The sequence below is a fragment of the Streptomyces spinosisporus genome (assembly GCF_022698145.1).
Lineage (GTDB): Bacteria > Actinomycetota > Actinomycetes > Streptomycetales > Streptomycetaceae > Streptomyces > Streptomyces spinosisporus.
In genome coordinates this window covers 304,561-327,324 of the sequence record NZ_JALDAX010000004.1, presented here as the reverse complement: position 1 = coordinate 327,324, position 22,764 = coordinate 304,561, and the positions used below count along the sequence as shown (strand labels likewise).

At 68.7% G+C, this 22,764-nt stretch carries 28 protein-coding genes and 3 pseudogenes; 18 read left to right on the top strand and 13 right to left on the bottom strand.

The annotated features are described in order from the left end of the window. Positions 1–29 precede the first annotated feature (29 nt). The 3 genes from MQN93_RS13070 to MQN93_RS13060 all read left to right on the top strand — a co-directional run bounded on the left by MQN93_RS13070 (position 30) and on the right by MQN93_RS13060 (position 2,451). Entirely contained in the window at positions 30–800 is a 771-nt protein-coding gene (locus MQN93_RS13070) for an SDR family NAD(P)-dependent oxidoreductase (RefSeq protein WP_242709614.1), read from the top strand. A gap of 181 nt (positions 801–981) precedes the next feature. Beyond that, on the top strand, positions 982–1,812 hold the full coding sequence (locus MQN93_RS13065) for an alpha/beta fold hydrolase (protein ID WP_242709613.1): 831 nt from the start codon (positions 982–984) through the stop codon (positions 1,810–1,812). A 126-nt stretch (positions 1,813–1,938) separates the two neighbouring features. Next, positions 1,939–2,451, top strand: coding sequence for a GNAT family N-acetyltransferase (locus MQN93_RS13060; protein ID WP_242709612.1), 513 nt, complete (start codon positions 1,939–1,941; stop codon positions 2,449–2,451). Positions 2,452–2,532: 81 nt separating this feature from the next. Here the strand turns inward: MQN93_RS13060 and MQN93_RS13055 are convergent, their stop codons facing one another. Beyond that, positions 2,533–2,910 carry a MerR family transcriptional regulator gene (locus MQN93_RS13055; RefSeq protein ID WP_242709611.1) on the bottom strand — a complete coding sequence of 126 codons (378 nt, stop codon included), beginning with the start codon at positions 2,908–2,910 and terminating at the stop codon, positions 2,533–2,535. 75 nt (positions 2,911–2,985) lie between these two features. Here MQN93_RS13055 and MQN93_RS13050 point away from each other — a divergent pair, with 75 nt between their 5' ends. From MQN93_RS13050 to MQN93_RS13040, 3 genes are all read left to right on the top strand, one after another. Further along, positions 2,986–3,714 (top strand): SDR family oxidoreductase, encoded by a 729-nt coding sequence (locus MQN93_RS13050; RefSeq protein ID WP_242709610.1) that lies wholly within the window; start codon positions 2,986–2,988, stop codon positions 3,712–3,714. Between the two features lie 80 nt (positions 3,715–3,794). Next, positions 3,795–4,295 carry a YfbM family protein gene (locus MQN93_RS13045; protein ID WP_242709609.1) on the top strand — a complete coding sequence of 167 codons (501 nt, stop codon included), beginning with the start codon at positions 3,795–3,797 and terminating at the stop codon, positions 4,293–4,295. Positions 4,296–4,346: 51 nt separating this feature from the next. Next, a complete protein-coding gene (locus MQN93_RS13040; RefSeq protein WP_242709608.1) occupies positions 4,347–5,282 on the top strand; it encodes a DUF6000 family protein in 936 nt (311 codons plus the stop codon). On the opposite strand, the gene MQN93_RS13035 is transcribed toward MQN93_RS13040, so the two are convergent. Together MQN93_RS13035 and MQN93_RS13030 are read right to left on the bottom strand one after the other, a co-directional pair. Further along, positions 5,236–5,658, bottom strand: a complete 423-nt coding sequence (locus tag MQN93_RS13035; RefSeq protein WP_242709607.1) for a PIN domain nuclease — start codon at positions 5,656–5,658, stop codon at positions 5,236–5,238. The genes MQN93_RS13040 and MQN93_RS13035 overlap by 47 nt on opposite strands. After that, positions 5,655–5,870, bottom strand: a complete 216-nt coding sequence (locus tag MQN93_RS13030; protein ID WP_016437191.1) for a type II toxin-antitoxin system VapB family antitoxin — start codon at positions 5,868–5,870, stop codon at positions 5,655–5,657. The genes MQN93_RS13035 and MQN93_RS13030 overlap by 4 nt, the downstream gene beginning before the upstream one ends. A 138-nt stretch (positions 5,871–6,008) precedes the next feature. Between MQN93_RS13030 and MQN93_RS13025 the strand changes: the two are divergent. Together MQN93_RS13025 and MQN93_RS13020 are read left to right on the top strand one after the other, a co-directional pair. Then, positions 6,009–6,251: pseudogene (locus MQN93_RS13025) on the top strand (PIN domain-containing protein); the annotation flags it as partial. Between the two features lie 202 nt (positions 6,252–6,453). Beyond that, entirely contained in the window at positions 6,454–7,056 is a 603-nt protein-coding gene (locus tag MQN93_RS13020) for a hypothetical protein (protein ID WP_242709606.1), read from the top strand. On the opposite strand, the gene MQN93_RS13015 is transcribed toward MQN93_RS13020, so the two are convergent. Both MQN93_RS13015 and MQN93_RS13010 read right to left on the bottom strand, forming a co-directional pair. Next, positions 7,053–7,514 carry a hypothetical protein gene (locus tag MQN93_RS13015; RefSeq protein ID WP_016437195.1) on the bottom strand — a complete coding sequence of 154 codons (462 nt, stop codon included), beginning with the start codon at positions 7,512–7,514 and terminating at the stop codon, positions 7,053–7,055. The two genes, MQN93_RS13020 and MQN93_RS13015, sit on opposite strands and share 4 nt — an antisense overlap. Before the next feature lie 343 nt (positions 7,515–7,857). Further along, positions 7,858–8,814 (bottom strand): NADP-dependent oxidoreductase, encoded by a 957-nt coding sequence (locus MQN93_RS13010; protein WP_242709605.1) that lies wholly within the window; start codon positions 8,812–8,814, stop codon positions 7,858–7,860. 175 nt (positions 8,815–8,989) lie between these two features. Between MQN93_RS13010 and MQN93_RS13005 the strand changes: the two genes are divergently transcribed. Further along, positions 8,990–9,154 carry a hypothetical protein gene (locus MQN93_RS13005; RefSeq protein ID WP_016437197.1) on the top strand — a complete coding sequence of 55 codons (165 nt, stop codon included), beginning with the start codon at positions 8,990–8,992 and terminating at the stop codon, positions 9,152–9,154. Positions 9,155–9,168: 14 nt separating this feature from the next. Further along, positions 9,169–9,336: pseudogene (locus MQN93_RS13000) on the top strand (mobile element transfer protein); the annotation flags it as partial. A gap of 344 nt (positions 9,337–9,680) precedes the next feature. On the opposite strand, the gene MQN93_RS12995 reads toward MQN93_RS13000, so the two are convergent. Then, positions 9,681–11,000 (bottom strand): AI-2E family transporter, encoded by a 1,320-nt coding sequence (locus MQN93_RS12995; protein WP_242709801.1) that lies wholly within the window; start codon positions 10,998–11,000, stop codon positions 9,681–9,683. A gap of 112 nt (positions 11,001–11,112) precedes the next feature. Here MQN93_RS12995 and MQN93_RS12990 point away from each other — a divergent pair, with 112 nt between their 5' ends. Further along, a complete protein-coding gene (locus MQN93_RS12990) occupies positions 11,113–12,315 on the top strand; it encodes an acyltransferase family protein (RefSeq protein ID WP_242709604.1) in 1,203 nt (400 codons plus the stop codon). A gap of 65 nt (positions 12,316–12,380) precedes the next feature. Here the strand turns inward: MQN93_RS12990 and MQN93_RS12985 are convergent, their stop codons facing one another. Then, complete coding sequence (locus MQN93_RS12985; RefSeq protein ID WP_242709603.1) at positions 12,381–13,403, bottom strand: hemolysin family protein; 1,023 nt, start codon at positions 13,401–13,403, stop codon at positions 12,381–12,383. Beyond that, complete coding sequence (locus MQN93_RS12980; RefSeq protein WP_242709602.1) at positions 13,400–14,737, bottom strand: hemolysin family protein; 1,338 nt, start codon at positions 14,735–14,737, stop codon at positions 13,400–13,402. Before MQN93_RS12980 ends, MQN93_RS12985 begins: the two co-directional genes overlap by 4 nt. Before the next feature lie 407 nt (positions 14,738–15,144). On the opposite strand from MQN93_RS12980, the gene MQN93_RS12970 reads away from it, so the two are divergent. Further along, the gene (locus tag MQN93_RS12970; RefSeq protein ID WP_242709601.1) at positions 15,145–15,729 is read left to right on the top strand and encodes a TerD family protein; all 585 of its coding nucleotides are present in this window, start codon (positions 15,145–15,147) and stop codon (positions 15,727–15,729) included. A 32-nt stretch (positions 15,730–15,761) separates the two neighbouring features. Here MQN93_RS12970 and MQN93_RS12965 read toward each other — a convergent pair whose 3' ends face one another. Both MQN93_RS12965 and MQN93_RS12960 read right to left on the bottom strand, forming a co-directional pair. Continuing rightward, positions 15,762–16,127, bottom strand: a complete 366-nt coding sequence (locus tag MQN93_RS12965; protein ID WP_242709600.1) for a hypothetical protein — start codon at positions 16,125–16,127, stop codon at positions 15,762–15,764. Between the two features lie 154 nt (positions 16,128–16,281). Continuing rightward, positions 16,282–16,545, bottom strand: coding sequence for a GlsB/YeaQ/YmgE family stress response membrane protein (locus tag MQN93_RS12960; RefSeq protein WP_242709599.1), 264 nt, complete (start codon positions 16,543–16,545; stop codon positions 16,282–16,284). A gap of 147 nt (positions 16,546–16,692) precedes the next feature. Here MQN93_RS12960 and MQN93_RS12955 point away from each other — a divergent pair, with 147 nt between their 5' ends. After that, on the top strand, positions 16,693–17,283 hold the full coding sequence (locus MQN93_RS12955; RefSeq protein ID WP_242709598.1) for a hypothetical protein: 591 nt from the start codon (positions 16,693–16,695) through the stop codon (positions 17,281–17,283). An 83-nt stretch (positions 17,284–17,366) separates the two neighbouring features. Further along, on the top strand, positions 17,367–17,822 hold the full coding sequence (locus tag MQN93_RS12950; protein WP_242709597.1) for a tellurite resistance TerB family protein: 456 nt from the start codon (positions 17,367–17,369) through the stop codon (positions 17,820–17,822). A gap of 75 nt (positions 17,823–17,897) precedes the next feature. Here the strand turns inward: MQN93_RS12950 and MQN93_RS12945 are convergent, their stop codons facing one another. Beyond that, positions 17,898–18,827 (bottom strand): M56 family metallopeptidase, encoded by a 930-nt coding sequence (locus MQN93_RS12945; protein ID WP_242709596.1) that lies wholly within the window; start codon positions 18,825–18,827, stop codon positions 17,898–17,900. Positions 18,828–18,869: 42 nt separating this feature from the next. After that, positions 18,870–19,253 carry a BlaI/MecI/CopY family transcriptional regulator gene (locus tag MQN93_RS12940; RefSeq protein ID WP_308404298.1) on the bottom strand — a complete coding sequence of 128 codons (384 nt, stop codon included), beginning with the start codon at positions 19,251–19,253 and terminating at the stop codon, positions 18,870–18,872. A gap of 225 nt (positions 19,254–19,478) precedes the next feature. On the opposite strand from MQN93_RS12940, the gene MQN93_RS12935 reads away from it, so the two are divergent. The 3 genes from MQN93_RS12935 to MQN93_RS12925 are packed head-to-tail and all read left to right on the top strand — an operon-like array spanning position 19,479 to position 21,294. Continuing rightward, positions 19,479–20,057, top strand: a complete 579-nt coding sequence (locus MQN93_RS12935) for a TerD family protein (protein WP_242709594.1) — start codon at positions 19,479–19,481, stop codon at positions 20,055–20,057. Positions 20,058–20,076: 19 nt separating this feature from the next. Further along, positions 20,077–20,664 (top strand): hypothetical protein, encoded by a 588-nt coding sequence (locus MQN93_RS12930; RefSeq protein WP_242709593.1) that lies wholly within the window; start codon positions 20,077–20,079, stop codon positions 20,662–20,664. Between the two features lie 45 nt (positions 20,665–20,709). Continuing rightward, positions 20,710–21,294, top strand: a complete 585-nt coding sequence (locus MQN93_RS12925; RefSeq protein WP_242709592.1) for a TerD family protein — start codon at positions 20,710–20,712, stop codon at positions 21,292–21,294. 21 nt (positions 21,295–21,315) lie between these two features. Here MQN93_RS12925 and MQN93_RS12920 read toward each other — a convergent pair whose 3' ends face one another. Beyond that, positions 21,316–21,582: a GlsB/YeaQ/YmgE family stress response membrane protein gene (locus MQN93_RS12920; protein WP_242709591.1), complete on the bottom strand. Its 267-nt coding sequence runs from the start codon at positions 21,580–21,582 to the stop codon at positions 21,316–21,318. Positions 21,583–21,734: 152 nt separating this feature from the next. On the opposite strand from MQN93_RS12920, the pseudogene MQN93_RS44210 reads away from it, so the two are divergent. Then, positions 21,735–22,292: pseudogene (locus MQN93_RS44210) on the top strand (TerD family protein); the annotation flags it as partial. Between the last annotated feature and the right edge of the window lie 472 nt (positions 22,293–22,764).

Here is a 22,764-nt window from a genome sequence, read left to right as displayed (position 1 = left end):
CACACCGCGAGGCAGAAGGAGAGTGCGTCATGACGGAACGACTGCGGGACAAGACGGCCCTGGTCACCGGGTCGACCAGCAACATCGGGCAGGCGATCGCCGAGGCCCTCGCGTCCGAGGGGGCGCATGTCGTCGTCTCGGGCCGCAACCGCGAACGCGGCGAGCGGGTCGTCGAGGGCATCCGCACCTCCGGCGGCCGGGCCGACTTCCTGGTGGCGGACCTCGACGGCAGCGCGGAGGCGTCCCGAGACCTGGCCGAGCGGGCCCGGCACACGCTGGGCGGGCGTATCGACATCCTGGTCAACAACGCGGGCATCTACCCGGCCCCCGGCACCGCGGACACCGACGAGAAGACCTTCGACCAGGTCTACGGCGTCAACGTCAAGGCACCGTTCTTCCTCACCGCCGCCGTCGCCCCGATCATGGCGGAGGCGGGCGGCGGAGCGGTCGTCAACCTCGGCTCCTGGATCGCGCGCCTGGGCGTCCCGCTCGGCGCGCTCTACAGCTCCACCAAGGGGGCCATGGAGACCCTCACCCGCGCCTGGGCCGCGGAGTTCGGCCCGCTCGGCGTACGCGTGAACGCCGTCTCGCCCGGCGTGATCTTGCCCCCGTCCCCGGAGGGCGCCGAGCCCCACCCGGGCGAAGTGATGATGAAGGGCACCCCGGCCGGCCGGGTCGGCACCCCGGACGCCATCGCCCACGCCGTCGTCTGGCTGGCCGGCGACGAGGCGGCCTTTGTCCACGGAACGGTCGTGGACGTGGACGGAGGCAGGACGGGAGTGGCGGTCGTGGCGGCCTGAGGCGGAGCGCCGTCCCCGGCGGGACGGTCAGGTGCGGGCAACCGGTTGGCAGTGTGGCGTATACGGTCCGCGCGTAAGGTGGGCCGCGTACTTCCTGACCGCATTCATGCGAATTCGTCGGTTCCGCGTGCCCCCGGACTCCGCGCCGCCGTGGCACGCCCGAACGAGCGGAGGACGAGCGATGGGTACAGTCACCACCGACGACGGCACCACCATCTTCTACAAGGACTGGGGTCCACGGGACGGCCGGCCGATCGTCTTCCACCACGGATGGCCACTGAGCGCCGACGACTGGGACAACCAGATGTTGTTCTTCCTCGCGCGTGGCTACCGCGTCATCGCCCATGACCGCCGGGGCCACGGACGTTCCGACCAGAGCCCCACCGGCCACGAGATGGACACCTACAGCGCCGACGTCATGGCCCTCACGGACGCACTGGACCTCCGGGACGCCGTCCACATCGGCCACTCCACGGGCGGCGGAGAGGTCGCCCGCTACGTCGCCCGCGCCAAGCCCGGCCGGGTGGCGAAGGCGGTGCTCGTGGGCGCCGTACCGCCCGTCATGGTCAAGTCGGACACCAACCCGGGCGGCCTGCCCATCGAAACCTTCGACGGCCTGCGCGAGGCCCTCGCCGCCAACCGCGCACAGTTCTACATCGACCTGCCCTCAGGCCCCTTCTACGGCTTCAACCGCCCCGGCGCGAAGGTCTCCCAGGGCCTGATCGACAACTGGTGGCGCCAGGGCATGATGGGCGCGGCCAACGCCCACTACGAATGCATCAAGGCCTTCTCCGAAACCGACTTCACCGAGGACCTCCACCACATCGACGTCCCCGTCCTCGTAGCCCACGGCACCGACGACCAGATCGTCCCCTACGACGACTCGGCCCCCCTCACAGCCCAACACCTCAAAAACGCCACCCTGAAAACCTACGAAGGCCTCCCCCACGGCATGCTGTCCACCCACCCGGAGATCTTGAACCCGGACATTCTGGCTTTCGTGGGGTCCTGAGCAACGGTTGGCCGCGGCGGCCGGGGCGATGGTCCCGACCGCCGCCGAAGGGACGGACATTGAGGCGTTTTTGTCAGCTCCCGCTGCGATCGGAACTGGACCACGGACCGAGGCGTCTTCGCCCGCATGACTGCTACCCGGATCAGTATCCGTTCGGCCCGTGGCGGGGAGGCCGCAGCTCTGGCGGTGCTCCACACCCGCACACGCACGGCGTACTACACGGCGGGCGGCCTGCCGGCGAAGGAGCTTGCCGGCGCGGAACAGATCAGCGCCTACTGGGAGCGTGCGGTCGCTGAGGGGCGCGCACAGGTGGCCGCCACACTCGATGACCGTGTGGTCGGGTTCCTCATGACCGGCCCGCCGAAGTTCGACGACATCGACGCCACGTCGGTACGGGAGCTGCAGCAGATCGGAGTCGAACCGAACAGCTGGGGACACGGCATCGGCAGGCTGCTGCACGAGGCGTTCGTGCGCCGACTGCACGCGGACGGGATCACCGACGGAGTGCTGGAGTGCTGGGAGCCCAACGCGCGGGCGCAGGCCTTCTACGCCAGTCACGGCTGGCGCCCGGACGGCTCCCGCCGCCTGGGGCCGCTCGGTCGTGACTACGTCCGGCTGCGGGTGACGGTGCCCCTTTGACCAACCCGGGGCGGGGGTCCTGCCGCGAATGGCGCGACGACTCGTGCGACGACTGGTGCGACGTCCGACCGCCCTCGCCGCCTACGGATGCGAGTCCGTGATCGCGATGACCTCGTCGAGGCGGTCCAGGGCGGCCTGCAGGTCGTCGACCTTGGCCTGGATGCGGTCGCGCTCGGCGCGCAACATGGCGCGCTGCTCGGCGTCGGTGTGCCCGGAGTCCCAGCACGGAAGGAGTTCCGCGATCCTTCGGCTGGTCAGTCCGGCGGCGTACATCTGCTGGAAGAAGCGCACCAGGGTGACGGCGTCCTGCCGGTAGAGGCGCTGGCCGGACGGGCTGCGCTCCGAGATGAGCAGCCCCTGCTGCTCGTAGTAGCGCACGGCGCGTGCCGAGACGCCGGCGGCCCGCGCCACCTCGCCGATGCGGATCAGCCGATCGGCCGCGGTCTCCGTGACGGTCATGGTGACGCCCCTCACCCCGGTCCTGACGACCAGCACTTGCCTTTGACGTTAACGTCAGGTTTTAGCGTACCGGGCATGGACATCAACAACTCAGTCGCCCTTGTCACCGGCGCCAATCGCGGCCTGGGCCGCGCCTTCGCCCAGCGCCTGCTCGAACGGGGCGCCCGCAAGGTCTATGCGACGGCCCGCCGCCCGGAGTCCGTGGACCTGCCCGGCGTCGAGGTGCTGCCCCTCGACATCACCGACCCCGCATCCGTGCGGGCCGCCGCCGAGGCAGCCCCGGACGTCTCGCTGCTCGTCAACAACGCGGGGATCCAGACGGGCACCGACCTGGTGACCGGTTCGCCGGCCGCGGTGCGGCAGGAGCTGGAGACCAACGTGTTCGGCCACCTGCAAATGATCCGGGAGTTCGCACCGACGCTCGCCAGGAACGGCGGGGGCGCGATCGTCAACATCCTCTCCGCCATGTCGTGGTTCGGTGGCAGGGGCGCGGGCGCCTACCACCTGACCAAGGCGGCCGCGTGGGCCATGACCAACGGCGTCCGCCTCGAACTCGCCGAACAGGGCACGCTCGTGACGGCAGTGCACCTCGGCCTGGCCGACACCGACATGGCCGCAGGCTGGCCCGTGGACAAGATCGCCCCCTCGGATCTGGCCGACGCGGCCCTCGACGGTGTCGAGGCGGGCTCCGCCGAAGTCCTCGCCGACCAGTGGAGCCGAGACGTCAAGTCCCGGCTACCGCTGACACCGGAAGAGTTCAACACCGCAATGGACCACGCCCTGGCGGCACTGACGACGACCTGAGGGGCCCGCGGCCGCGCTGACTTCGCGGCGTCTGGTCTGCCCGAACGTCGACTGTCAGTGGCTGCCTCTAGCCTCCGGCCATGAGCATGATCGGTGAGTACCTGCGCGTGACGGCCGCCGAGCTCGAGCGAGCGATCCAGGACCCTGACTGGGCTCTGGACCTCGTCGAGGAGGTCCAGGACGCGGAAGAGCAGTCGGAGCCCACGCCGGCCGAGGCACGCCACTTCAGTACGTACAAGACATGGGACTTGCTCCGCTTCCTACTGGCGCGCGCAGAGTTCCCCGTGAACGTGATCCACGGCGAGGAGCCATTCGCCGAGGACGACGACTGGGGATACGGACCTCCGAGCTACTTGCGCCCCGAACGGGTACGACTCGCGGCACAGGCACTTCGCACCACCACGTACGACCAGCTCATCAGTGACGTCGATCCCTCCGAATTGACCAGGGCGGAGGTGTATCCCCTGGGCTGGTACGAGCCTCGATCGCTTGACTGGGGACGCGACCGGTACGAGGGCCTGGCGCACTACTTCCAGGCTGCCGCCGCCGCGGATGACGCAATCCTCGTCTGGCTCGACTGAGCGCAGCCGGACGAGGACGTCAGCTTGGAAAGCTGCGGTCATCTGGCGTAAATGACGCTGCTGAGCTGGGAGTTCGACCGGCGCCAGGTCAAATTGCTTCGGGCCGCTTCCACCGTGGTTCTCCGCTGCGCCGTACTGATCGGCACGGAGACGGGCCGCCGGCCGACCAGATCGCTGGTCCGACGGCTTCGTCCGTACGAGGATGCTGCCATGCACGCTGCCGACGACGACGAGGCTGAGCGGCTCGAGTTGATCCGCCGCTACGTCACGCCCGACCGGCGGTACCTCAGAGTCGGTGGCGCCCTCGTAGGCATGAGGCAACGCGAACGAGCCAAGTTTTTGAGGAACCTCGGCGAGGCTGCCGACGAGATCAGCCCTCGCGAACTGGGCATGCTGTTCGACGGAGGATGGCGCGAGCGCAAGACGGCAGCCTGGCTGGTCGCCGTCGCCGGCAGGACCGAGTTCCGGCAACGTCTCGGTGAACTCCTGCTCGCCAGTGAGGGGCCCTACGCGGGGCAGGCGTACTGCGTCGCGCTGGCGACCTTCGGCAGATCTGCCGACGGCGCCCCCTTGGTCGCCTACCTCGACCGCTACTTGCGTCGCCCTGACCTCTACTACGACCAGGAAGCCGCCCTCGGCGCGCTCCTGTTGCTCGACGCCAGGCTCGGTACTGACCACGCAGCCTGCTTCCTTGCCACGAACGGGCTTTGGCAGCAGTGGATCGACGGACCGCCCAGCAAGAAGCGCGAAACCCCCGACAGCTACCGCGAGTTCATCGGTCTGCTCTGCGCTTTCGCTGATGCAGCCGCCCAACACTGTTCGACAACCAGGCGCGGTGTGACCGCCGGTAGTCAGTCGGCCCGTGTCCAGCGGTTACGGACGGCCGTAACTATCCACACTATCCACCACGGGAAATCAGGAACGCCCGCCTGCACCTGGCTCACTTGCCGGCGTCAGGGCCGTACCACTGGAGTGCCTGACCAGTGACGGCGGCGATGCACTCGAAGTCACGGTCGCGGTGCAGGAGAGTGAGCCCCTGCAACTCGGCCGTGGCGGCCACCACCAGATCGACGGCACCAGCGCTACGGTGCTGCCCGCGCTCGGTGAGAAGCTCCTGGACCCTCCAGGCGCGGTCGTAGGCGCGGTCGTCGACCGGCACCCAGCCGAAGAGCAGGCGCATGTCCTCGATGCCTTGTGCGCGGTCGGCAGGGGAACGCGCACTGTAGAAGAACTTCAGCTCGGTGATGGGGCAGGTGGCGATGAGCCCGGCAGCCGCCGCCTGGTCCCATCCGTACTGCTCGGCGTCGCCGCGAAGCAGTCGGGCCAGCGCGCTGGTATCGATCAGGTATTGCGCGGCGTTCACCGGCGGTAGTTCCCCTTGTCCTCGAAGAGGCCGAGGTCGAAGGCGCCCTCTTCCGCCGACGCTCGCAGGCGGGTGAGCGCCAGAGCCCGCCGCCGGTTCTCCAGCACCTCGCGCAGCGCCGTGTTCACCGTCTCCTTCTTGGTACTGGTTCCGAGGGCCTTGGCCACCTCCGCGACCAACTGGTCGTCGAGATCGATCACAGTCCGGCTCATCGTCTGCACCCCTTGGATATACTCGTCGGCATAGATTATATCTCTCGTGATGTGTACTGCAGGGTGCAGAGTTCGCCACCAGGACTCGAGAGCAGGGGTCGAGCCCGGTCGACATCCCTGACGCCGCCACTGCCCACGCTGAAGAGCCGGGGCCGTGTCGTCATGCCGGAGATCACGGGGGATCACCTGGGCGCCGCCCAGTCCGTCCGAGTCCGCCACCGTGCGCTGGACCTCGACCTCGCCGACGTGGTGAACGTGGCGCTCGCTGCCGACTACGACACGGACGCGATCCTCACTCTCGACCGACGGGACTTCCGGGCCGTACGCCCGTTGGGCCGCTACAAAGCGTTCCGGATACTTCCCGACGACCTCCCGCTCTGACGCAGAACCCTCGGCGGTCAAGTGCCTGACCCCCAAGGGGCTTTGAACGCCGCCCGCAACGAAGAACATGCAGAATGAGCGCCCGCCATCACCCGTGAACAGCGGGCCCGTACGCGCGCGATCAGCTTGGGAGGCTGCGGACAGAGGGAGCCCGCGCATAACTCGGGTGACGGTTGGTTACGGTCGGCGCTAGCGTGCGGCGATGATCAGCCATGAGGGAGTACGCCTGGGTGCGGAGGCCGCACGTCGCCTGGCACAGACGGGTCGCTATGAGTTCGAGCCGGGACTGACGGACGCCGAGTTCATGCGCATCGAGCGCGAGTACGGCTTCGAGTTCGCGGACGACCACCGAGCATTTCTCGCGGCAGGGCTCCCGGTCAACGTCCCTCCAGAGGACGGACAGACCTGGTCCAGGCCGTGGCCGGAGTGGCGCGGCGGCGATCTGGACAGCTTGCGTCGACAGCTCGACTGGCCGGTCGAGGGTGTCCTGCTCGACGTCGAGCACAACGAGTTCTGGTACGAGGGTTGGGGCGAGCGTTCAGCCGAGGGGGCGACGGCACTGGCCACGGCGCGGCGGCATCTGGCAGAAGTGCCCGTGCTGGTGCCCGTGTATGGCCACCGATACCTGCCCGCCGGCAGGGGAAGCTTCGGCCATCCGGTGCTCTCGATGTGGCAGACCGACATCATCTATTACGGCCTGGACCTGGCCGACTACATGCACCAGGAGTTCGACGAGGCGCGGGGCGAGGTCGACGAGACCTGGAGCCCCCGAGCGACGGCCTCTTTCTGGCGGGACCTTCTCTAACTCTCACCGCCGGCTTGGTCCCCGCCATCCCCGCTGTTCCCCGCTCGATCTGGTGCGCTTGTGGTGCGCGTGGACTCCGCCGCTGGGTCAGACTGCATCATCAGGTCAGTCAGCTCAGCGTCAGTGGCCTCCGGCCGCAGGCGAACGTGGAAGTTGTAGCCCTCGTCGCAGAACACCACGTCCAGGTGCGCCGGAGCGAGTCTGCGGAACACGACCGCAAGCCACGCAGCGTCCTCCAACCAGACGTTCAGGTACAGACAGGTACCGTCCTCGTGCAGGTATGCCTCGCCTGGACCGTTCTCCGCCTCGAAGAACCAGCCGAAGCTCTGCGCCTCACTTCGGTGCGTCGAGTCGATCTCAACGGGCACCCATCGAGCCCGCATCGCCGTCGTCAACGCGTCGACGTCGACTCTCCATCCACGAGCCTCGCTGTCAGTCAGTACCAAGAACTGCGCCATGGCGGCTGTCTATCACCCGGGCTCCGGCCGCACTTCAGCCTTCTCCACACGCTGACAGGCGCATGCCGCTGGACCGATCCCGGCCCGTCTCTGACTCCTGGTCTGGCCTCTAATTGGCCGGGTAGAGCCCGGAGTTGTCCGCTCACCTCCACAGACGAACGTGCCACTCGTTCGCGTCCGGGGCCGGCTGTTCTAGGAGGACCGGGTTGGGGCCAGTCTCGATGAGGTGGAGCAGCGTCCACGCCACTCGATCCGATGGCGCGTACATGGGCTGCAAGGACAGGTTCACGGGGATCCGCGCGGTCCTTGGCGAAGGGGCCTCTCCGTCTGCCGACGGCGGCACTCAGCCGTCGGCCGGCAGAAGCAGAGGCTTCCCGTGCGCGTGCCCGCTGAGGCTGAGGTCGAGGGCGGTACGCCAGTCCCCCAGGCGGAAGGTCGCAGCGATCGGCACGGTGAACCTGCCCTCGGCTGCGAGTCGCGCGTACTCCGGGATGGCGGCGTAGCGCTGTTCCGGCGGCGGGAGGTGATCCAGTGCGGAGAGGAGACCGAGCTTGGCGCCTTCGGCGGGATTGGACGCGGTGATGACCCGGTTGGCATCCCCGCCTGCCACCTGGACGAGGTGGGGCAGCACGCTGCTGTCGGGGGCGGTGTCGAAGACGCCATCGACGGGCCCCTCCGCCAGCGCGCTGACTCGGTCGACCAGGCCCTCTCCGTAGTGCGTGACCACCGCCCCGAGAGCCTGCAGCTGTCGGGCGTAGGTGGTGCCGCAGGTCGCGATCACTCTTGCGCCGCGGTGGAGTGCGATCTGCACGGCCGCGTAGCCCGTCGTGGTGCCGGCGCCGTTGACGAGGATCGTGCTCCCGGGAGACACGTCCAGTGGCGTGAGGAACAAGTGAGCCGCGCTGAACGCCATGGTCAGCGACGCGGCCTGAGTCAGTTCGAGGCCGTCGGGGACGGGGAACCAGTGCTCCATGATCGCGTAATCGGCGGCACCCGCGCTGGTCTGCTCCGCCCAGTCGACCATGCCGAACACGCGATCGCCGACGGCGACGTCCGTGACCCCTTCGCCGATCGCCTCGACGGTTCCGGACACCTCAAGTCCGATGCCTCGGGGCAGCCGTCCGGCCGCCAGGCCCCGACAATACGCCCAGTCCGCCGGGGCCAACCCGCACGCGTGTACGGCGATACGGACGCGACCGGCTTGTGCCTCCGGTACCGGCACGGTCTCCAGTCGCAGGACGTCCACCGGTTCGCCGTACTCGTGATAGCGCACCGTACGCATGGTGTTGTGCTCAGTCATGGGATTGTCCTTCACCGCCTCCCCTTCCGGGGAACCCAAAACGGAGCATGTTCCGCTTCTGCCACGGCAACGCTAACAGAAGCATCGGGACAACCGAAACACGATCCGTTTATAGGTCGCGCCCGCGCAGACAGGCGCGTACTCGCTGACGACGGTGTGGGCGTTCGTCCCATAGGTGGGTCCCTCCCCCGTCCCGGTCCCCGCCGCCCTGATCGACCACGCCCGCAAGGTCGCCGCCGACCACCACACCCGCACAGGCACCCCGATCGACACCCCAACCCTCCGCGCCCGCCTCGGCGTTCCGGCGCCCATGGCCGACGCCATCGCCGCCCAGCTCTGAAAGGAGAGACCCGCGTGACCGCCAACCGCCGCTTCTGCAGCGTCACCCGCATCGGCCCCGTCCAGGTCGGCACCTCGTACGACGGCCGAGGCCGCCAGACGCACACCGCCGCCTGCACGGCCCCGCGCTGCGGCTTCTCCGCCGACTACGACAGCCGCGCCGCCGCCGAACTGGCCGCCCGTGGTGCGGACCCCGCCCACCGGTCTGGACAACAAACAACCCCCGGGTCGATGACCTGGGGGTTCGTAGTGGAGCGGGTGACGAGAATCGAACTCGCGCTCTCAGCTTGGGAAGCGACGGCGCTTCCGAGGCGGGATAGCCTCTGACCTGGTCGTCTGTGCTCTGGCGTATCGGTCGGGAGTGCGGGATGGCACCGCTGTTGACCGTGGTTGTCCGGTCTTACGGGCACGCTTTGGGCACGGACCTGCAAGAGGGTGCCTCATGGAGACTCGACGGGGCTGTTGGCGCGTCGGTCTTGAGCGTGTGAGAGGCCGACCACATGCTGGCTTGCAAATGCACACTCCGCCTACGTACGGCCTGAAGCGGTCGGGCGGCGGGACGGTTCGACCTTCCCGTCGTCCGCCGGGGAAGAGTCCTCTGCGGGCTCTGCCGTTGCCCTCTCCCCGAGTCTCTGCCCCCTCAACCGGCGGACGCGCGCAACGAGGTCGGAGCCGGAGTTTCTGCCCCGGCGCCCGTGGACGCGTGGGTCGTCGGTGACGTCGTAGCGCTTCACGTATGCCGCGAGGAACGCCTGGAACGTGGCGACCGCCGGGATGGCGATCAGCGCGCCCACGGCGCCCAGGAGGGCGGTGCCGGCGATGACGGAGCCGAAGGCCACCGCGGGGTGGACGTCGACGGTCCTGGCGGTCAGCTTGGGCTGCAGCAGGTAGTTCTCGAACTGCTGGTAGATCACGACGAAGAGCAGCACCCACAGCGCGTACATGGGATCGACGGTGAAGGCGATCAGCATCGGCAGGGCGCCTGCCAGGTAGGTGCCGACGGTGGGGATGAACTGGGAGACCAGGCCCACCCAGATGGCGAGCACGGGCGCGTAGGGAACGCCCAACCCTTCCAGAAGTACGTAGTGCGCTATGGCGGATATGAGCGCCATCAGGCCGCGTGAGTACATGTAGCCGCCGGTCTTGTTGACGGCGATCTCCCATGCGCGCAGTACCTCGGCCTGCTTGGCGGGTGGCAGTACGGAGCAGACTGCGCGGCGCAGCCGCGGGCCGTCCGCGGCGAAGTAGAACGAGAACAGTGTGATCGTCAGCAGCCGGAAGAGCCCGCCGAGGACCTGGGCGGACACGTCGAGGACGCCGGTGGCGCCGTTCTGGACGTAGTTGCGCAGCCAGTCGGAGCGGAGCAAGTCCTCCTGGACGTCCACCCGCTTCAGATCGGTGTGGAAGTGGGTGTTGATCCAGTTGATGACGGAGTCGAGGTAGGCCGGGAAGTCCTCGACGATCTTGATGAGCTGCTCGGCGAGCATGGAGCCGAGCAGTGTGACGAAGCCGATGGTCGCGATCAGGAGGCTCAGGAAGACGAGGAAGGTGGCCAAACCTCTGCGCATGCCCCGTGCGGACATCCGGCTCACCGCCGGCTCGATGGCCAGGGCCAGGAAGAACGCGATGAGGATGTTGATCAGCAGGCCGAGGAGTTGCTGGAAGGCCCAACTCCCCAGCTGGAAAACACCGATGAGGGCGAGCGCGAGCACCACGGCGCGTGGCAACCAGCGCGGCATGCGCGCATCCGACTCCGTGGCCTGCGCGGGCGAGGGCCGGGGGCTCGGTGGGGTGTCGGGTGCAGATGCGTGCGGGGCGGCCTGACCGGTCTCGTCTGTGCTTGCCACCATGCAAGTCTCGCCGACGCCACCTCGGGACCGGACGCTGCCCCCTCGCTGATCCCTGTGAGGAGCATAGGAAAGTGCGTGATCTTTGACCGGCTGGGCAGGCGCCGCCGTTATGAGCACGAAGCAGAGCGTGGGCGTGCAGGCGGCGCCGCCCGTCCCCTCGTCGGCGGAGCGGCGAAGAGGGGACGGGCGGGGCTTTTCGTCGGCACTGCGTGGTGGGCGGGTGGCGGGGCTGGACGGATTGCGGACGGTCGCGGTGATGTTGGTGATCGTTTATCACCTGGAGCCGGAAGCCGTGCCCGGAGGCTCGGTGGCGGTGGACGTCTTCTTCACGATCAGCGGCTTCGTCATCACCCGGCTGCTGGTCACCGAGTACGCCCGGACCGGCCACATCGGCCTGTTGTCGTTCTACCGGCGGCGGTGGCTGCGGCTGGGGCCTGCCCTGCTCGTGATGTGTGCGGTCACCGCGTTGCTGTCCGTGGCGCTGCCGCTACCGCTGTTCGACGGGGCGTGGGTGGCGGCGGCACTGACAGCGGCCTCGGTGGTCAATCTCGTACGGGCCGGGGAGTCCGGGCCGTACTCCGACCTCACCGCTCCGCTCAGCCACACCTGGTCCCTGGGAGTCGAGGAGCAGTTCTATCTCGCCTGGCCGCTCCTGCTGCTGGTCCTGCTGCGGCACACGACAGCACGGGCGGTGCTGGGCTGGGCCGCGGCACTGTGCGTCCTGCCGGTGCTGTGGCGGATGGCGCTGTGGGACCCCACAGCGGCGCACCGTATCTACAACGGCCCCGACACCCGCGCCGACCAGCTCCTCGTCGGGGCTCTGCTGGCCCTCGTGCTGGCCCGGCTGCGCGCCGACGATCCCCGGCTGGCGCTGCTGCGCCGATGGTCGCAGCGGCTGTGCTGGCCCGCACTTGCGTTGCTGGGGCTGATCGCCTGGCAGGTTCCGATCACCGAACCGAGCGGGTGGAATCCCGTGTGGTACACGGTCGGAATGCTGGCCGCTGCCGTTCTGTCGGCCGTGGTTGTGGCCGCGCTGGACCTGTGCCCGCGGGCGTGGCCCTCCCGTCTCTTGTCGGTGCCCGCCCTGGCGTGGGCCGGCCGAAACCTCAGCTACGGGATGTACCTGTGGCACTACCCCGCCATCCGACTGCTCTCCGACCTCGGTGTGGACGGCGGCCGGCTGCTCCCCGCCGGCGTTGCGGCGACGACCGCCGCGGCCCTCGTCTCGTACGTTCTCGTCGAGCGGCCCTTGCTGCGACGCGACCGGTTCCGCGTACGTCGGTTGGAGCCGGTTGCCGCCGCGGCGCGTTGACCGGCCCGTGACCCTGCCGGGATGCCGGGATGCCGGGATGGCGGGGTGAACGCCACCACCCGTGCTCAGGCGGTCGCAGGCGCCGGGCCGACCAGCTCCGACAGGACGTCCTCCATGGTCACGAAGCCCAGTACCGCGCCTGCCTCGCCGGTCACCGCCGCCAGGTGGCTGCCATCGGCACGCAGGGCGGTGAGGGTGTCGTCCAGCGGGGTGTCGATGCGAACCCGGGTGACCGGGTGCGGGGCGTCGCGCGGGAAGGGCTGGTCACGGTCGATGATGCCGAGGGTGTCCTTGATGTGCAGGTAGCCCAGCAGGGTGCTGTTCGGGCCGGTGACCGGGAAGCGGGAGTAGCCCGCGTCGGCTGCTGTCCGTTCGAGCTCGGCGGGCGTGATGGTGTGGACGACGGTGCGCATCTGCTGCACGGGGACGAGGATCTCGCCGACCGGGCGGGTACCCAGTTCCAGGGCGTCGCGCAGCCGTTCGCCGTCGGCGGGCGAGAGCAGTCCGGCCGCGCTGGAGTCGACGACCATGCGGGCGAGCTGGTCGTCGGTGAAGACCGACTCCACCTCGTCCTTCGGCTCCACCCGTAGCAGCTTGAGCAGGATGTTCGCGAAGGCGTTGATGCCGAAGACGACCGGGCGCAGCGCGCGGGTGAGGGCCACCAGCGGAGGGCCGAGCAGCAGGGCCGTCCCGACCGGCGCAGCCAGCGCGATGTTCTTCGGGACCATCTCGCCGATGAGCATGTGCAGATACGTCGCCACGGTCAGCGCGATGACGAACGAGATCGGGTGCACCAGGCCGTGCGGGATGTGGGCCGCCTCGAAGCCGGGTTCCAGCAGGTGCGCGATGGCCGGTTCGGCGACGGCGCCCAGCACCAGTGAGGAGACGGTGATGCCGAGTTGGGCGGTGGCCATCATCGCGGAGAGGTGCTCCAGCGCCCACATGGTCATCCGGGCCCGTGAGTTGCCCTCCTTCGCCCGCGGTTCGATCTGGCTGCGGCGCACGGAGATCAGGGCGAACTCCGCGCCGACGAAGAAGGCGTTGGTCAGCAGGGTCAGGGCACCGATGGCGAGCTGCAGAACGGTCATCGGGACTCCTCACCCACTTGGGTCGGCACCCGGGGCGGTTCGGTGATACGGACCCGGTCGGCCCGGTGGTGGTCGACGTCGAGCACGTCCAGGCGCCAGCCGTCGTCAAGATCCAGGACGTCCCCCTTGGCAGGGATGCGTGCGAGGCGGGTGGCGACCAGCCCGGCAACGGTCTCGTACGGGCCGTCCGGTGCCGTCAGCCCTATCGCGGTGAGCTGGTCGAGGCGGACGGAGCCGTCTGCCTCCCACGCCGCGAGGCCGTCGGCCGCGGCCGCTGCGGACTGCAGGTCCGGTACCTCGACGGGGTCGTGCTCATCGCGGACCTCGCCGACGACCTCCTCGACAATGTCCTCCATCGTCGCGACGCCCGCCGTGCCGCCGTACTCGTCGATGATCACGGCCATGGTGCGGGTGGTGCGCAGTCGCTCCAGCAGCCGGTCGGCGGTGAGGCTGTCGGGGACCAGCAGGGGCGCGGTGGCCAGCTCGGTGACCGGGGTGACCGCGCGCTTGTCCGGAGCCAGCGCGAGTACATCGCGGATGTGGACGGTGCCGATGACCTCGTCCAGGCTGTCGCGGTAGACCGGGAAGCGTGACAGGCCGGTGGCGTGGGTGAGGTTCGCGGCATCGGCGGCCGTCGCGTGCGCCTCCAGGGCCTTCACATCGACCCTCGGGGTCATCACGTTCTCGGCGGTCAGCTCGCCGAGGTGCAGTGTGCGTACGAACAGTTCGGCGGAGTCCGCTTCCAGCGTTCCCTCGGCGGCGGAGTGCTCGGCGAGCGCAACCAGTTCCTCGGGGCTGCGGGCTGAGGCCAGTTCCTCGGCGGGTTCCAGGCCGAAGCGCCGTACGAACCGGTTCGCGGTGTTGTTCAGGTGGCGGATGAAGGGGCCGAAGGCGGCCGTGAAGCCGCGTTGCGGACCCGCCACCACCTTGGCGACGGCCAACGGGCGGGAGATCGCCCAGTTCTTGGGCACCAGCTCACCGACCACCATCAGCACCACGGTCGACACGGCCACCCCCAGCACGGTCGCCGCTGAGGAGGCTGCGCCGCCGAGGCCGGCCGCCTCCAGCGGGCCGCGCAGCAGCGCCGCCAGCGACGGCTCGGCGAGCATGCCGATCACCAGGGAGGTGACCGTGATGCCGAGCTGTGCGCCGGAGAGCTGGACAGTCAGTCGTCGTACGGCCTTCAGCGCGCCTTCGGCGCCGCGCTCGCCCGCCGCGGCGGCCCGCTCGAGTTCACCGCGCTCGACGGTGGTCAGGGAGAACTCTGCGGCGACGAACAGAGCGCAGGCCAACGTGAGCAGGAGGGCCAGCAGGAGCAGCAGGATCTCGGTCACCGTGCCACCCCCGGGTCCTCATGTTTGTGACCTGGGCGGGGCGTGGCACGGCTGGTACTGGGAGGCTCACCCATTGCGGGACTCCGGCTCCTTTTCGGTACGTCGGGCAGGGAGGGCGCGCACAACGCCCTCACGCCAATGGTAAAGGACAAGCAAAGCGTGTCGGTCTTGTGGAAAACATCCGGGGCTCGCCGGTTGTTCCGCGTGACGGACGCATGCAACGGATGCACGCATTCCCTACCCCGAGAACCGTGGGCAGATCTTCGGTCAGGTCCGGGGCGCCTTCGTCCGCGTCGTCAACCATGCCGGCGGGTTCGTGGGGGCCCGTCACCTGGAACGGCGAGGGGGCCAGGCACACTCTGCGTGTTGTAGCTCCCCTGATATCTGACATAAGTGAGGACCCATACATGATCACGCTCTCCAAGGAAGACGGCCCGGCAGACCTGGACGGAGTGACTCATCTGTCCATCGGGGTTTCCTGGGATCCCACCGCCGGCAGCAGCGGCGGGGTGTTGGGCAAGCTGCGCCGCAAGACCGGTACTGACCTCGACCTGATCGCCATCGCCATGCAGGGCGCGGACCCGGTGCGCCTTGCCGGTCTCGACTCACTCGACCCTTTGGGCAACGGCTCGTTGGTGCACAGCGGCGACAACCAGACCGGGCACGGGGACGGGGACGACGAGACGGTGACGGTCGAGCTCGACCGGATCCCGCCCAACATCACTTCGATCGTGTTCGTGGCCGCCGCCTACAAGAAGGGCAGCTCCTTCCAGAAGGCGCGCAACATCAGCTTCAAGGTCTACGACGCGACCGGGGGCAGCTCGCAGCAGGTCGCCGACATCTGGCCGAGCCTGCTCACGCAGGACAACGGCTGTGCCGTGGCCAAGGCGATGCGGGTCGGCGGCAGTTGGAAGCTCGAGGTGATCAACGTGACTGGCAAGATCAAGCAGGGTGACGAGCATGCCCTGATGCGTTTTGCCGTCAGTAAGTAGTTCATCTCCGCTCCGGTCATCGGGGCGGCCTGTCAGCCATGGCCGGCACGGGCCGCCAGGCCCCGGCGCAACGGGATGGCGGTGAACACGACGAAGATGCCGAAGAGGGTGATGGGCAGTAGTCCGACGGGACGGAGGTAGGCCACCGGGTGCGCCACAACGGCGTCCCATTGGATGTCCCAGTTCGCGACCAGATCCGCGAGCATGACCGCGGCAGCGAGCAGAGGAGCGCCCGGGTGGCCTCGCAATATCAGCAGAGCGACCAGCAGATCCAGCAGCAGAAGCGCATGAAAGAGCAGTTGGACGGGCATCGGTGCGTAGCTGTAGGCGTTCAGCCCGCCCGTCGTCAGAAAGTACGCGTGCGCGCCTGTTCCTTCCAGGAATCCGATGACGTACACAGCCGCCCCACACCGGACCCAGGCTGAATGATCCCCCCAACGCATGGCGATCACCGTAACTCAGGCTCGGTCGGCGGCCTTGGCCACAGGCTTGGAGGAGGACGACGGGCCGGGTGGGTCGGCGCGCGAGACCGGGGTGATGGGCAGGAGTGCGTCAGCGGCGCAGCTTCACCTTGTTGAGCGCAGCCACTCCGAAGGCCGCGAGGGCGATCTGGATGATCCACTCGATCCAGTCGACACCCTTGGTGTCGGCGACGCCGAGGCCGGATGCGATGCCCGTGCCGATGAACGCGGCGACGATGCCGATCGCGATCGTCCACAGGACGCCGATGCGCTGGCGACCAGGAACGACCAGTCGTCCGAGGACACCGATCACGATGCCGATGACGATCGCGCTGATGACGCCTGAAATCTCCATGCTCCGCGGGTTCCCGGTGAAGAAGCGCACACTCCCACGGTTTGAAGATTGCGCAACTCCACGACTATTAGACTCGCGGCTCCGCCTTGAACCATCGGGGGACGTATGACGGTTGCCGAACCATTGAGGCCGGAGTGCAGTGCAGCCTTGGAGCGGACGCTGGACGAGGCCATGAGCCTCGGGCCGATCGCGGAGGCGATCGACCGTTGTGGAGGCGCCGTCAGCCGGGAGGGTCTGCGGGCGAAGGCGCTCGGCGCGAGGACGGCGATCGCGGCATCGGTGGACGCCGAGTACCGCGCCTACCTCGAAGCGCTGGCTATGGATTCCAGTCTGTCTCCCGACGGTGAAGCATCGACGGCTCGTGGTGCGGGCAGGTGGTCGCTGCGTTCGCCGGCGGTGCTCTTCCCGGGGCTGCCGGCCGTCGCGGGGCTTCTCTTCCTTCTGCCCGGGTGCGGGCTGCGCGTCTTCGGCGGGCGGCCCTACGTCGGCGACGGTCTGATCACCGCGGGACTGCTCCTGTGCGCGGTCGCAGTCGGTGCGCTGGTCGGTGACCTGATCTGGCTGTCGGTGACGAAGGCGCGCACTCGTTCCATGGGCGCCGGTGACGTCGGCCGGGAGGTGGCGAGGGCGCGGAAGGCATGGGAACTGGCCCTGATGGAACGGGGGATGGTGCCGTTTCTGCTCGACTGCATCGAGGAGGCGGACCAGGAGGAACGAGGTGATCGCGCCGCGCGTTAGTCCTGTGGATGGGTGAGGCGGATGTGCTCGCCCTGCTATCTTCTACATGAATGTAGAAGTCTGCTGGAGTATGGGGAGTGGACATGGCCCTGTGGGACCGCATCAAGGACTCGGCGTCGCAGATGCAGACGCAGCTGGTGGCGAAGAAGAACGATCTGAAGAGTGGGGCGTTCCGGGACGCGAGCATGGCGATGTGCGCCCTGGTAGCCGCTGCCGACGGGAAGATCGACCCGTCCGAGCGTCAGCGCGTCGCGCAACTGATCTTCAGCAACGAGGTGCTGCAGAACTTCCCCGCCGACGACCTCCAGCGCCGCTTCGACGACAACCTCAACAAGCTGACCGCCGACTTCGACTTCGGCAAGGTGGGTGTGCTGCAGGAGATCGCCAAGGCGAAGAAGAAGCCGGCCGAGGCGCGTGCCGTGATCCAGATCGGCATCGTGATCGGCGGTGCCGACGGTGACTTCGACGCCACGGAGCGCGCCGTGGTGCGGGATGCCTGCTTCGCGCTGGAGTTGCCGCCGCACGAGTTCGACCTGTGACCGAACTGTTTGCCGTGGTGCGTCGCCGGGGTCGACAGGAGCGACAACTTGTCGGCGCCGGCCCAGTGTTCGGGGTCAGAGCGGTGTGGCCGCGTGCAGCAGGAGCAGCAGGGTGAAGGCCGAGTTGGCCGAGAGCGTCGCCGACAGAAGCGCTCCGCTGGCGGCGGTCCACAAGGCCAGGCCGGCCGCCGTGAAGACCGGTGGCCAGGTACGTACGGCGGGCGGCCCGAGCAGAGCCGCGATCCGTCGCGGCAACGGGCCCGGCGCGGCGAGAGAGGCGAGCGTGGGCACAGGGGTTCCGCGCGAGACGAGGGCTGCCTTGCCGATGGCGCGGGCCACCGTCTTGCGGCTGCCGACGGCCTGAGCGGCCTCTTCGTCCGCCCACCGCTCCGCCGTGTAGCCCACAGCCGTGCGCAGCGGTCGTAGGAACGGGTTGGCGCACGCGGCCAGTTGGACGAGCAGCAGGTGGCGATGGTGGCCGGCGGCGAGATGCGTGCGCTCGTGGGCGAACAGGGCGCGGCGTTCCCGTGAGCCGAGGCAGTCGATCATCGCGGTGGACACCACGATCCGGTCGCGTGGACCGCCGGGCAGGGCATAGGCGTAGGGCTGTGGGTCCGGGAGCACGGCCACCTGGGTGGACGGCAGGTCCGCCAGCGCCTGGTGGGCGCGCCACCGGAAACGGAAGTGATGAAGAAGCGCCCGGCCGCAGCTGGTGACGACCGTGATCAGTGCGGGGATCGCGGCCTTCCCGGCGATCTCGTCGTGGGGCACGCTCTCGCGCACTTCGGGGTCCGACCAGCCGTCGGGCAGCGGATTGCCGGGCAGTTGAGCGGTGCCGACCACCATCAGCAGGGCCAGGCACACCGTGCTGCACAGGGCCATGACGCAGGAGACGCCGGTCAGCAGCAGCGTGGCGGTGCGGGGGTGCAGGCGCTGTGTGGCCAGGCGCGCTATCGGCCAGGCCGTCAACGGCAGTACCAGTGGCAGAAAGACGAAGACGCCCATCGCTGTCAGCCCTTGTCCTCGATCCTCGGTCCTCGTCCGTCCTCAGTCTTTGTCGCCGGCCTGGTCCAGCAGCTCGCGCAGCAGCTGCTCGTCGCCCTCCGGCAGTGCGGTGACGAAGCTGGCCAGTACCGCCCTGCGGTCCTGCTCGCTGTTCAGCACCCGGTGCATCTTCCATGCGGCCAGCCCCGCCTCGTCCGCGGCGGGCATCCAGGCGAACGACCGGCCTTCCCGTCTGCGCGTGACGGCATTCTTCGCCAACAGACGGGCCAGCACCGTCATTACGGTCGTGTACGCCAGATCGGCGGCCAGGTGCTCCTGCACCCACCCGGCGGTCACCGGGCCGTCGGCCTCGTTCAGCGCCGCGAGCACCTGCGTCTCCAACGCTCCGTGCGCCCTTCGCTGACGATGCGAGTCCGGCTTTGCCACCCTGGTCTCCTCCCTTACCCACTTGGCTGCTCGTGCCCGGGAGCGTCACATCGTATAGAGCGGGCTTCAACGGCTCCCTAGGTGCACAACCTCACGGGGGTGGCGCATGGCGCATTTGGTACTGCCCGCCCGCGTCGCCTCCACGAATATTTCTACAGTGATGTAGATTCTAGATCGGGTCCGCGGCACGGCCCCGACCGACAGCATTGCGTGGAGGGATGAAGCATGGGTGTTTCCCTGGCCAAGGGCGGCAACGTCTCGCTGAGCAAGGAGGCACCGGGCCTGAGCGCCGTCGTGGTCGGTCTGGGCTGGGACGTGCGGAGCACCACCGGGGCCGACTTCGACCTGGACGCCTCCGCGCTGTTGCTGAACGCGTCGGGCAAGGTCGTCTCCGACCGGCACTTCGTCTTCTACAACAACCTCACCAGCCCGGACGGTTCGGTCGAGCACACCGGCGACAACCTCACCGGTGAGGGCGAGGGTGACGACGAGAGCGTCAAGGTGAACCTCGCCGCCGTGCCCACCGAGGTCGACCGGATCGTGTTCCCGGTGTCGATTCATGACGCGGAGGCGCGCGGGCAGAGCTTCGGGCAGGTCCGCAACGCCTCCTTCATCCGCGTCGTCAACCAGGCCGGCGGCACCGAGCTCGCCCGCTACGACCTGTCGGAGGACGCGTCGACCGAGACCGCGATGGTATTCGGTGAGCTGTACCGCAGTGGTGCCGAGTGGAAGTTCCGTGCCGTCGGCCAGGGTTACGCCTCCGGGCTGGCCGGCATCGCCGCCGACTTCGGCGTCAACGTCTGACGGCGCGTCCGCCGTACCCGTGACCAGCGCGCCCGACCTCCGCCCGGAGGACCGAGCGGACTTTGAGCGGGCGTTGAGCCTGGCGCTCGGAGCAGACGACATCCGCTCGGCGCTCCGCGACGATCCCACCGGAAGAGCCACCGTGCGTCTGCGTGATCGGGCCTTGGGGGATGCAGAGGCGATAGCGGCCGCGGCCGGTGACGAATACCTCGCCTTTCTCGCTGCCCGGGATGCCGCAACGAACCCGGAAGCGGCAGCGAGCAGGAGGATTCCCGCGGCCGGCAACACCCTGTGGGCTGCCCTGGCGGTACTCGTGCCTCTTGTGTCGGCTGCGGCGGCGGTCATTCTCCTGCTCACCGGGTACGCGCTTCGTCTCGCCGACACGGCCACGAGGCCGGCTTCGTCAGTGGTGAAGGCGGGATGGCTGCTCGCCCTCGTCGCGGTGGTCACCGCCGGCTTCAGCCTCTGGGCTCTGCTGCGCACTGCCCTGAACCAGCGCACCGGGACTTCCCTGAACCAGGCCCGTGAGCACTGGCAGCAAGCCCTCCTGGAGCGGGGCATACGGCCCTACCTGCGCCGCCACCTGCCCGAAGCCCTCACCCCGTAGCTCTCCTCCCCCTGGACAATCCAGCGACAGAAAGCGAGATGCCCCGTGTCGGTCAATCTGAGCAAGGGCCAGCAGATCAGCCTGAGCAAGTCCGACGGCAGCGCCCTGAGTTCCGTACGCATGGGACTCGGCTGGCAGGCCGCGCCCGCCAAGGGCTTCCTGGCCAAACTGACCGGCCCCCGCGACATCGACCTGGACGCCTCGGCGCTGCTCTTCTCCGCCGGGCAGCTGGCCGACGTCGCTTTCTTCCAGCACCTGACCAGTGACGACGGCTCCGTACGGCACCTCGGGGACAACCTCACCGGAGGCGCCGGCGTCGGCGGTGATGACGAGGTCATCCTCGTCGACCTCGGTCGTGTGCCCGCCCATGTCGACCAGATCGTCTTCACGGTCAACTCGTTCACCGGGCAGACCTTCGCCCAGGTGCAGAACGCCTTCTGCCGCCTGGTCGACGAGATCACCGGTCAGGAACTCGCCCGATACACCCTCAGCGGCGGCGGCGCCCACACCGCCCAGATCATGGCCAAGTTCCACCGGGCGGGCGGCGGCTGGCAGTTGACGGCCATCGGCGAGCCCGCCGCCGGCCGCACCTTCCAGGACCTGCTGCCCGCCATCGCCGGTCACCTGTGACCTGGGCGGCCGACACGGGGGTCAGTCGCGCGAGTTGCCGAACAGCAGCCGGTAACCGATGAGCAGGACCAGTGAGCCGCCGATCGCCGCGCCCCAGGTGTAGAGGTCGAAGAACTGCTTCTCCACCGGGCGGTCGAGGAAGCGCGCGGAGAGCCAGCCGCCGACGAAGGCGCCCGCGATGCCGATGAGGGTGGTGCCGATCAGGCCCCCGGGGTCGCGGCCGGGCAGCAGGATCTTGGCGATCGCTCCGGCGAGCAGGCCGAGGATGATCCAGCTGATGATGCCCACGGTGTTGTCCTCCAGGAGTAAGGATTGCTCGTTTGCGCAAGCCTACGGGTGACCTGAACGCTGTGACGAGGGCTCACAGGCAGCTGCGACCTGGCCGTTGACGTACTGTCACTTGATTAAGATATTGCGCAAGTCACGAAATGGAGGAGGACGTGGCAGTGTCCCTGGCCAAGGGCGGCAACGTGTCGCTGAGCAAGCAGGCCCCAGGCTTGACTGCGGTGACGATCGGACTGGGCTGGGAGGCAAACGCAGGCTACGAACTGGACGCCAGCGCCCTGCTGTGTGCCGAATCGGGCAGGGTGCCGTCCGACGAGCACTTCGTCTTCTTCAACAACCTGAGCAGCCCGGACGGTTCGGTCCGCCACACCGGTAGCGGCGCCCCCGTGGGAGGCGACAATCAGCAGATCCACATCGACCTCGCCCGGGTCCCGGCGCACATCGCGAAGATCGCCTTCCCGGTCTCCCTCCACGAGGGCGCGGCCCGCGGACAGTCCTTCGGGCAGGTGCACCGCGCCCACATCCGCGTACTCGACCAGGACAGCGGGAGCGAACTGGCCCGCTACGACCTAGCCGTCGGCGGCATGACGAGCGAGACCGCGCTGGTCTTCGGCGAGTTGTACCGACACGGCGCGGAATGGAAGTTCCGCGCGATCGGCCAGGGCTACGCCTCCGGGCTCGCGGGCATCGCCACCGACTACGGCGTTAGCGTCCTGCGCGAGGAGGCGCCGAGCCCGGCCCCCGCTGTTTCGCCGCTTGTCAGCACGAGTACGTACCCGCCGCCCGCGCCCGCCGCGCCGACACCGACCGTCGTGTCCTCCCCTGCTCCGACCTTCACTGCACCGCCGCAACCCACAGGGAGCCCCTCCATGACGTGCTTCTTCGACCCCAACCACGGTCCTGGCACGACGACGGTGAACTGGTCCCCGCAGTGGGGTGTCTCCCGGTCGATCCAAGCGTGCGGAGGCTGCGCACAGCGAGTGCAGACCACACCTCCGCCGTTCTACACGCCGCCCCAGCAGGGGTATCCGCAGCCCGCGCCGCAGGGCTATCCGCAACAGGGCGGCTACGGGCAGCCGTACGGCGACCACCACGACCACCACCAGCAGCAGGACGGCGGGCGCCGCTTCGGCGCCGGCGCGCTGATCGGCGCCGGTGCGGCCGGTCTGGTCGGCGGCGCGCTGC

What these genes read in the sequence shown, in the direction of transcription:
- MQN93_RS13070 (WP_242709614.1), top strand. Translation starts at nt 30, where the DNA reads ATGACGGAACGACTGCGGGACAAGACGGCCCTGGTCACCGGGTCGACC.
- MQN93_RS13065 (WP_242709613.1), top strand. Translation starts at nt 982, where the DNA reads ATGGGTACAGTCACCACCGACGACGGCACCACCATCTTCTACAAGGAC.
- MQN93_RS13060 (WP_242709612.1), top strand. Translation starts at nt 1,939, where the DNA reads ATGACTGCTACCCGGATCAGTATCCGTTCGGCCCGTGGCGGGGAGGCC.
- MQN93_RS13055 (WP_242709611.1), bottom strand. Translation starts at nt 2,910, where the DNA reads ATGACCGTCACGGAGACCGCGGCCGATCGGCTGATCCGCATCGGCGAG.
- MQN93_RS13050 (WP_242709610.1), top strand. Translation starts at nt 2,986, where the DNA reads ATGGACATCAACAACTCAGTCGCCCTTGTCACCGGCGCCAATCGCGGC.
- MQN93_RS13045 (WP_242709609.1), top strand. Translation starts at nt 3,795, where the DNA reads ATGAGCATGATCGGTGAGTACCTGCGCGTGACGGCCGCCGAGCTCGAG.
- MQN93_RS13040 (WP_242709608.1), top strand. Translation starts at nt 4,347, where the DNA reads ATGACGCTGCTGAGCTGGGAGTTCGACCGGCGCCAGGTCAAATTGCTT.
- MQN93_RS13030 (WP_016437191.1), bottom strand. Translation starts at nt 5,870, where the DNA reads ATGAGCCGGACTGTGATCGATCTCGACGACCAGTTGGTCGCGGAGGTG.
- MQN93_RS13020 (WP_242709606.1), top strand. Translation starts at nt 6,454, where the DNA reads ATGATCAGCCATGAGGGAGTACGCCTGGGTGCGGAGGCCGCACGTCGC.
- MQN93_RS13015 (WP_016437195.1), bottom strand. Translation starts at nt 7,514, where the DNA reads ATGGCGCAGTTCTTGGTACTGACTGACAGCGAGGCTCGTGGATGGAGA.
- MQN93_RS13010 (WP_242709605.1), bottom strand. Translation starts at nt 8,814, where the DNA reads ATGACTGAGCACAACACCATGCGTACGGTGCGCTATCACGAGTACGGC.
- MQN93_RS12990 (WP_242709604.1), top strand. Translation starts at nt 11,113, where the DNA reads ATGAGCACGAAGCAGAGCGTGGGCGTGCAGGCGGCGCCGCCCGTCCCC.
- MQN93_RS12985 (WP_242709603.1), bottom strand. Translation starts at nt 13,403, where the DNA reads ATGACCGTTCTGCAGCTCGCCATCGGTGCCCTGACCCTGCTGACCAAC.
- MQN93_RS12970 (WP_242709601.1), top strand. Translation starts at nt 15,145, where the DNA reads ATGATCACGCTCTCCAAGGAAGACGGCCCGGCAGACCTGGACGGAGTG.
- MQN93_RS12960 (WP_242709599.1), bottom strand. Translation starts at nt 16,545, where the DNA reads ATGGAGATTTCAGGCGTCATCAGCGCGATCGTCATCGGCATCGTGATC.
- MQN93_RS12950 (WP_242709597.1), top strand. Translation starts at nt 17,367, where the DNA reads ATGGCCCTGTGGGACCGCATCAAGGACTCGGCGTCGCAGATGCAGACG.
- MQN93_RS12945 (WP_242709596.1), bottom strand. Translation starts at nt 18,827, where the DNA reads ATGGGCGTCTTCGTCTTTCTGCCACTGGTACTGCCGTTGACGGCCTGG.
- MQN93_RS12935 (WP_242709594.1), top strand. Translation starts at nt 19,479, where the DNA reads ATGGGTGTTTCCCTGGCCAAGGGCGGCAACGTCTCGCTGAGCAAGGAG.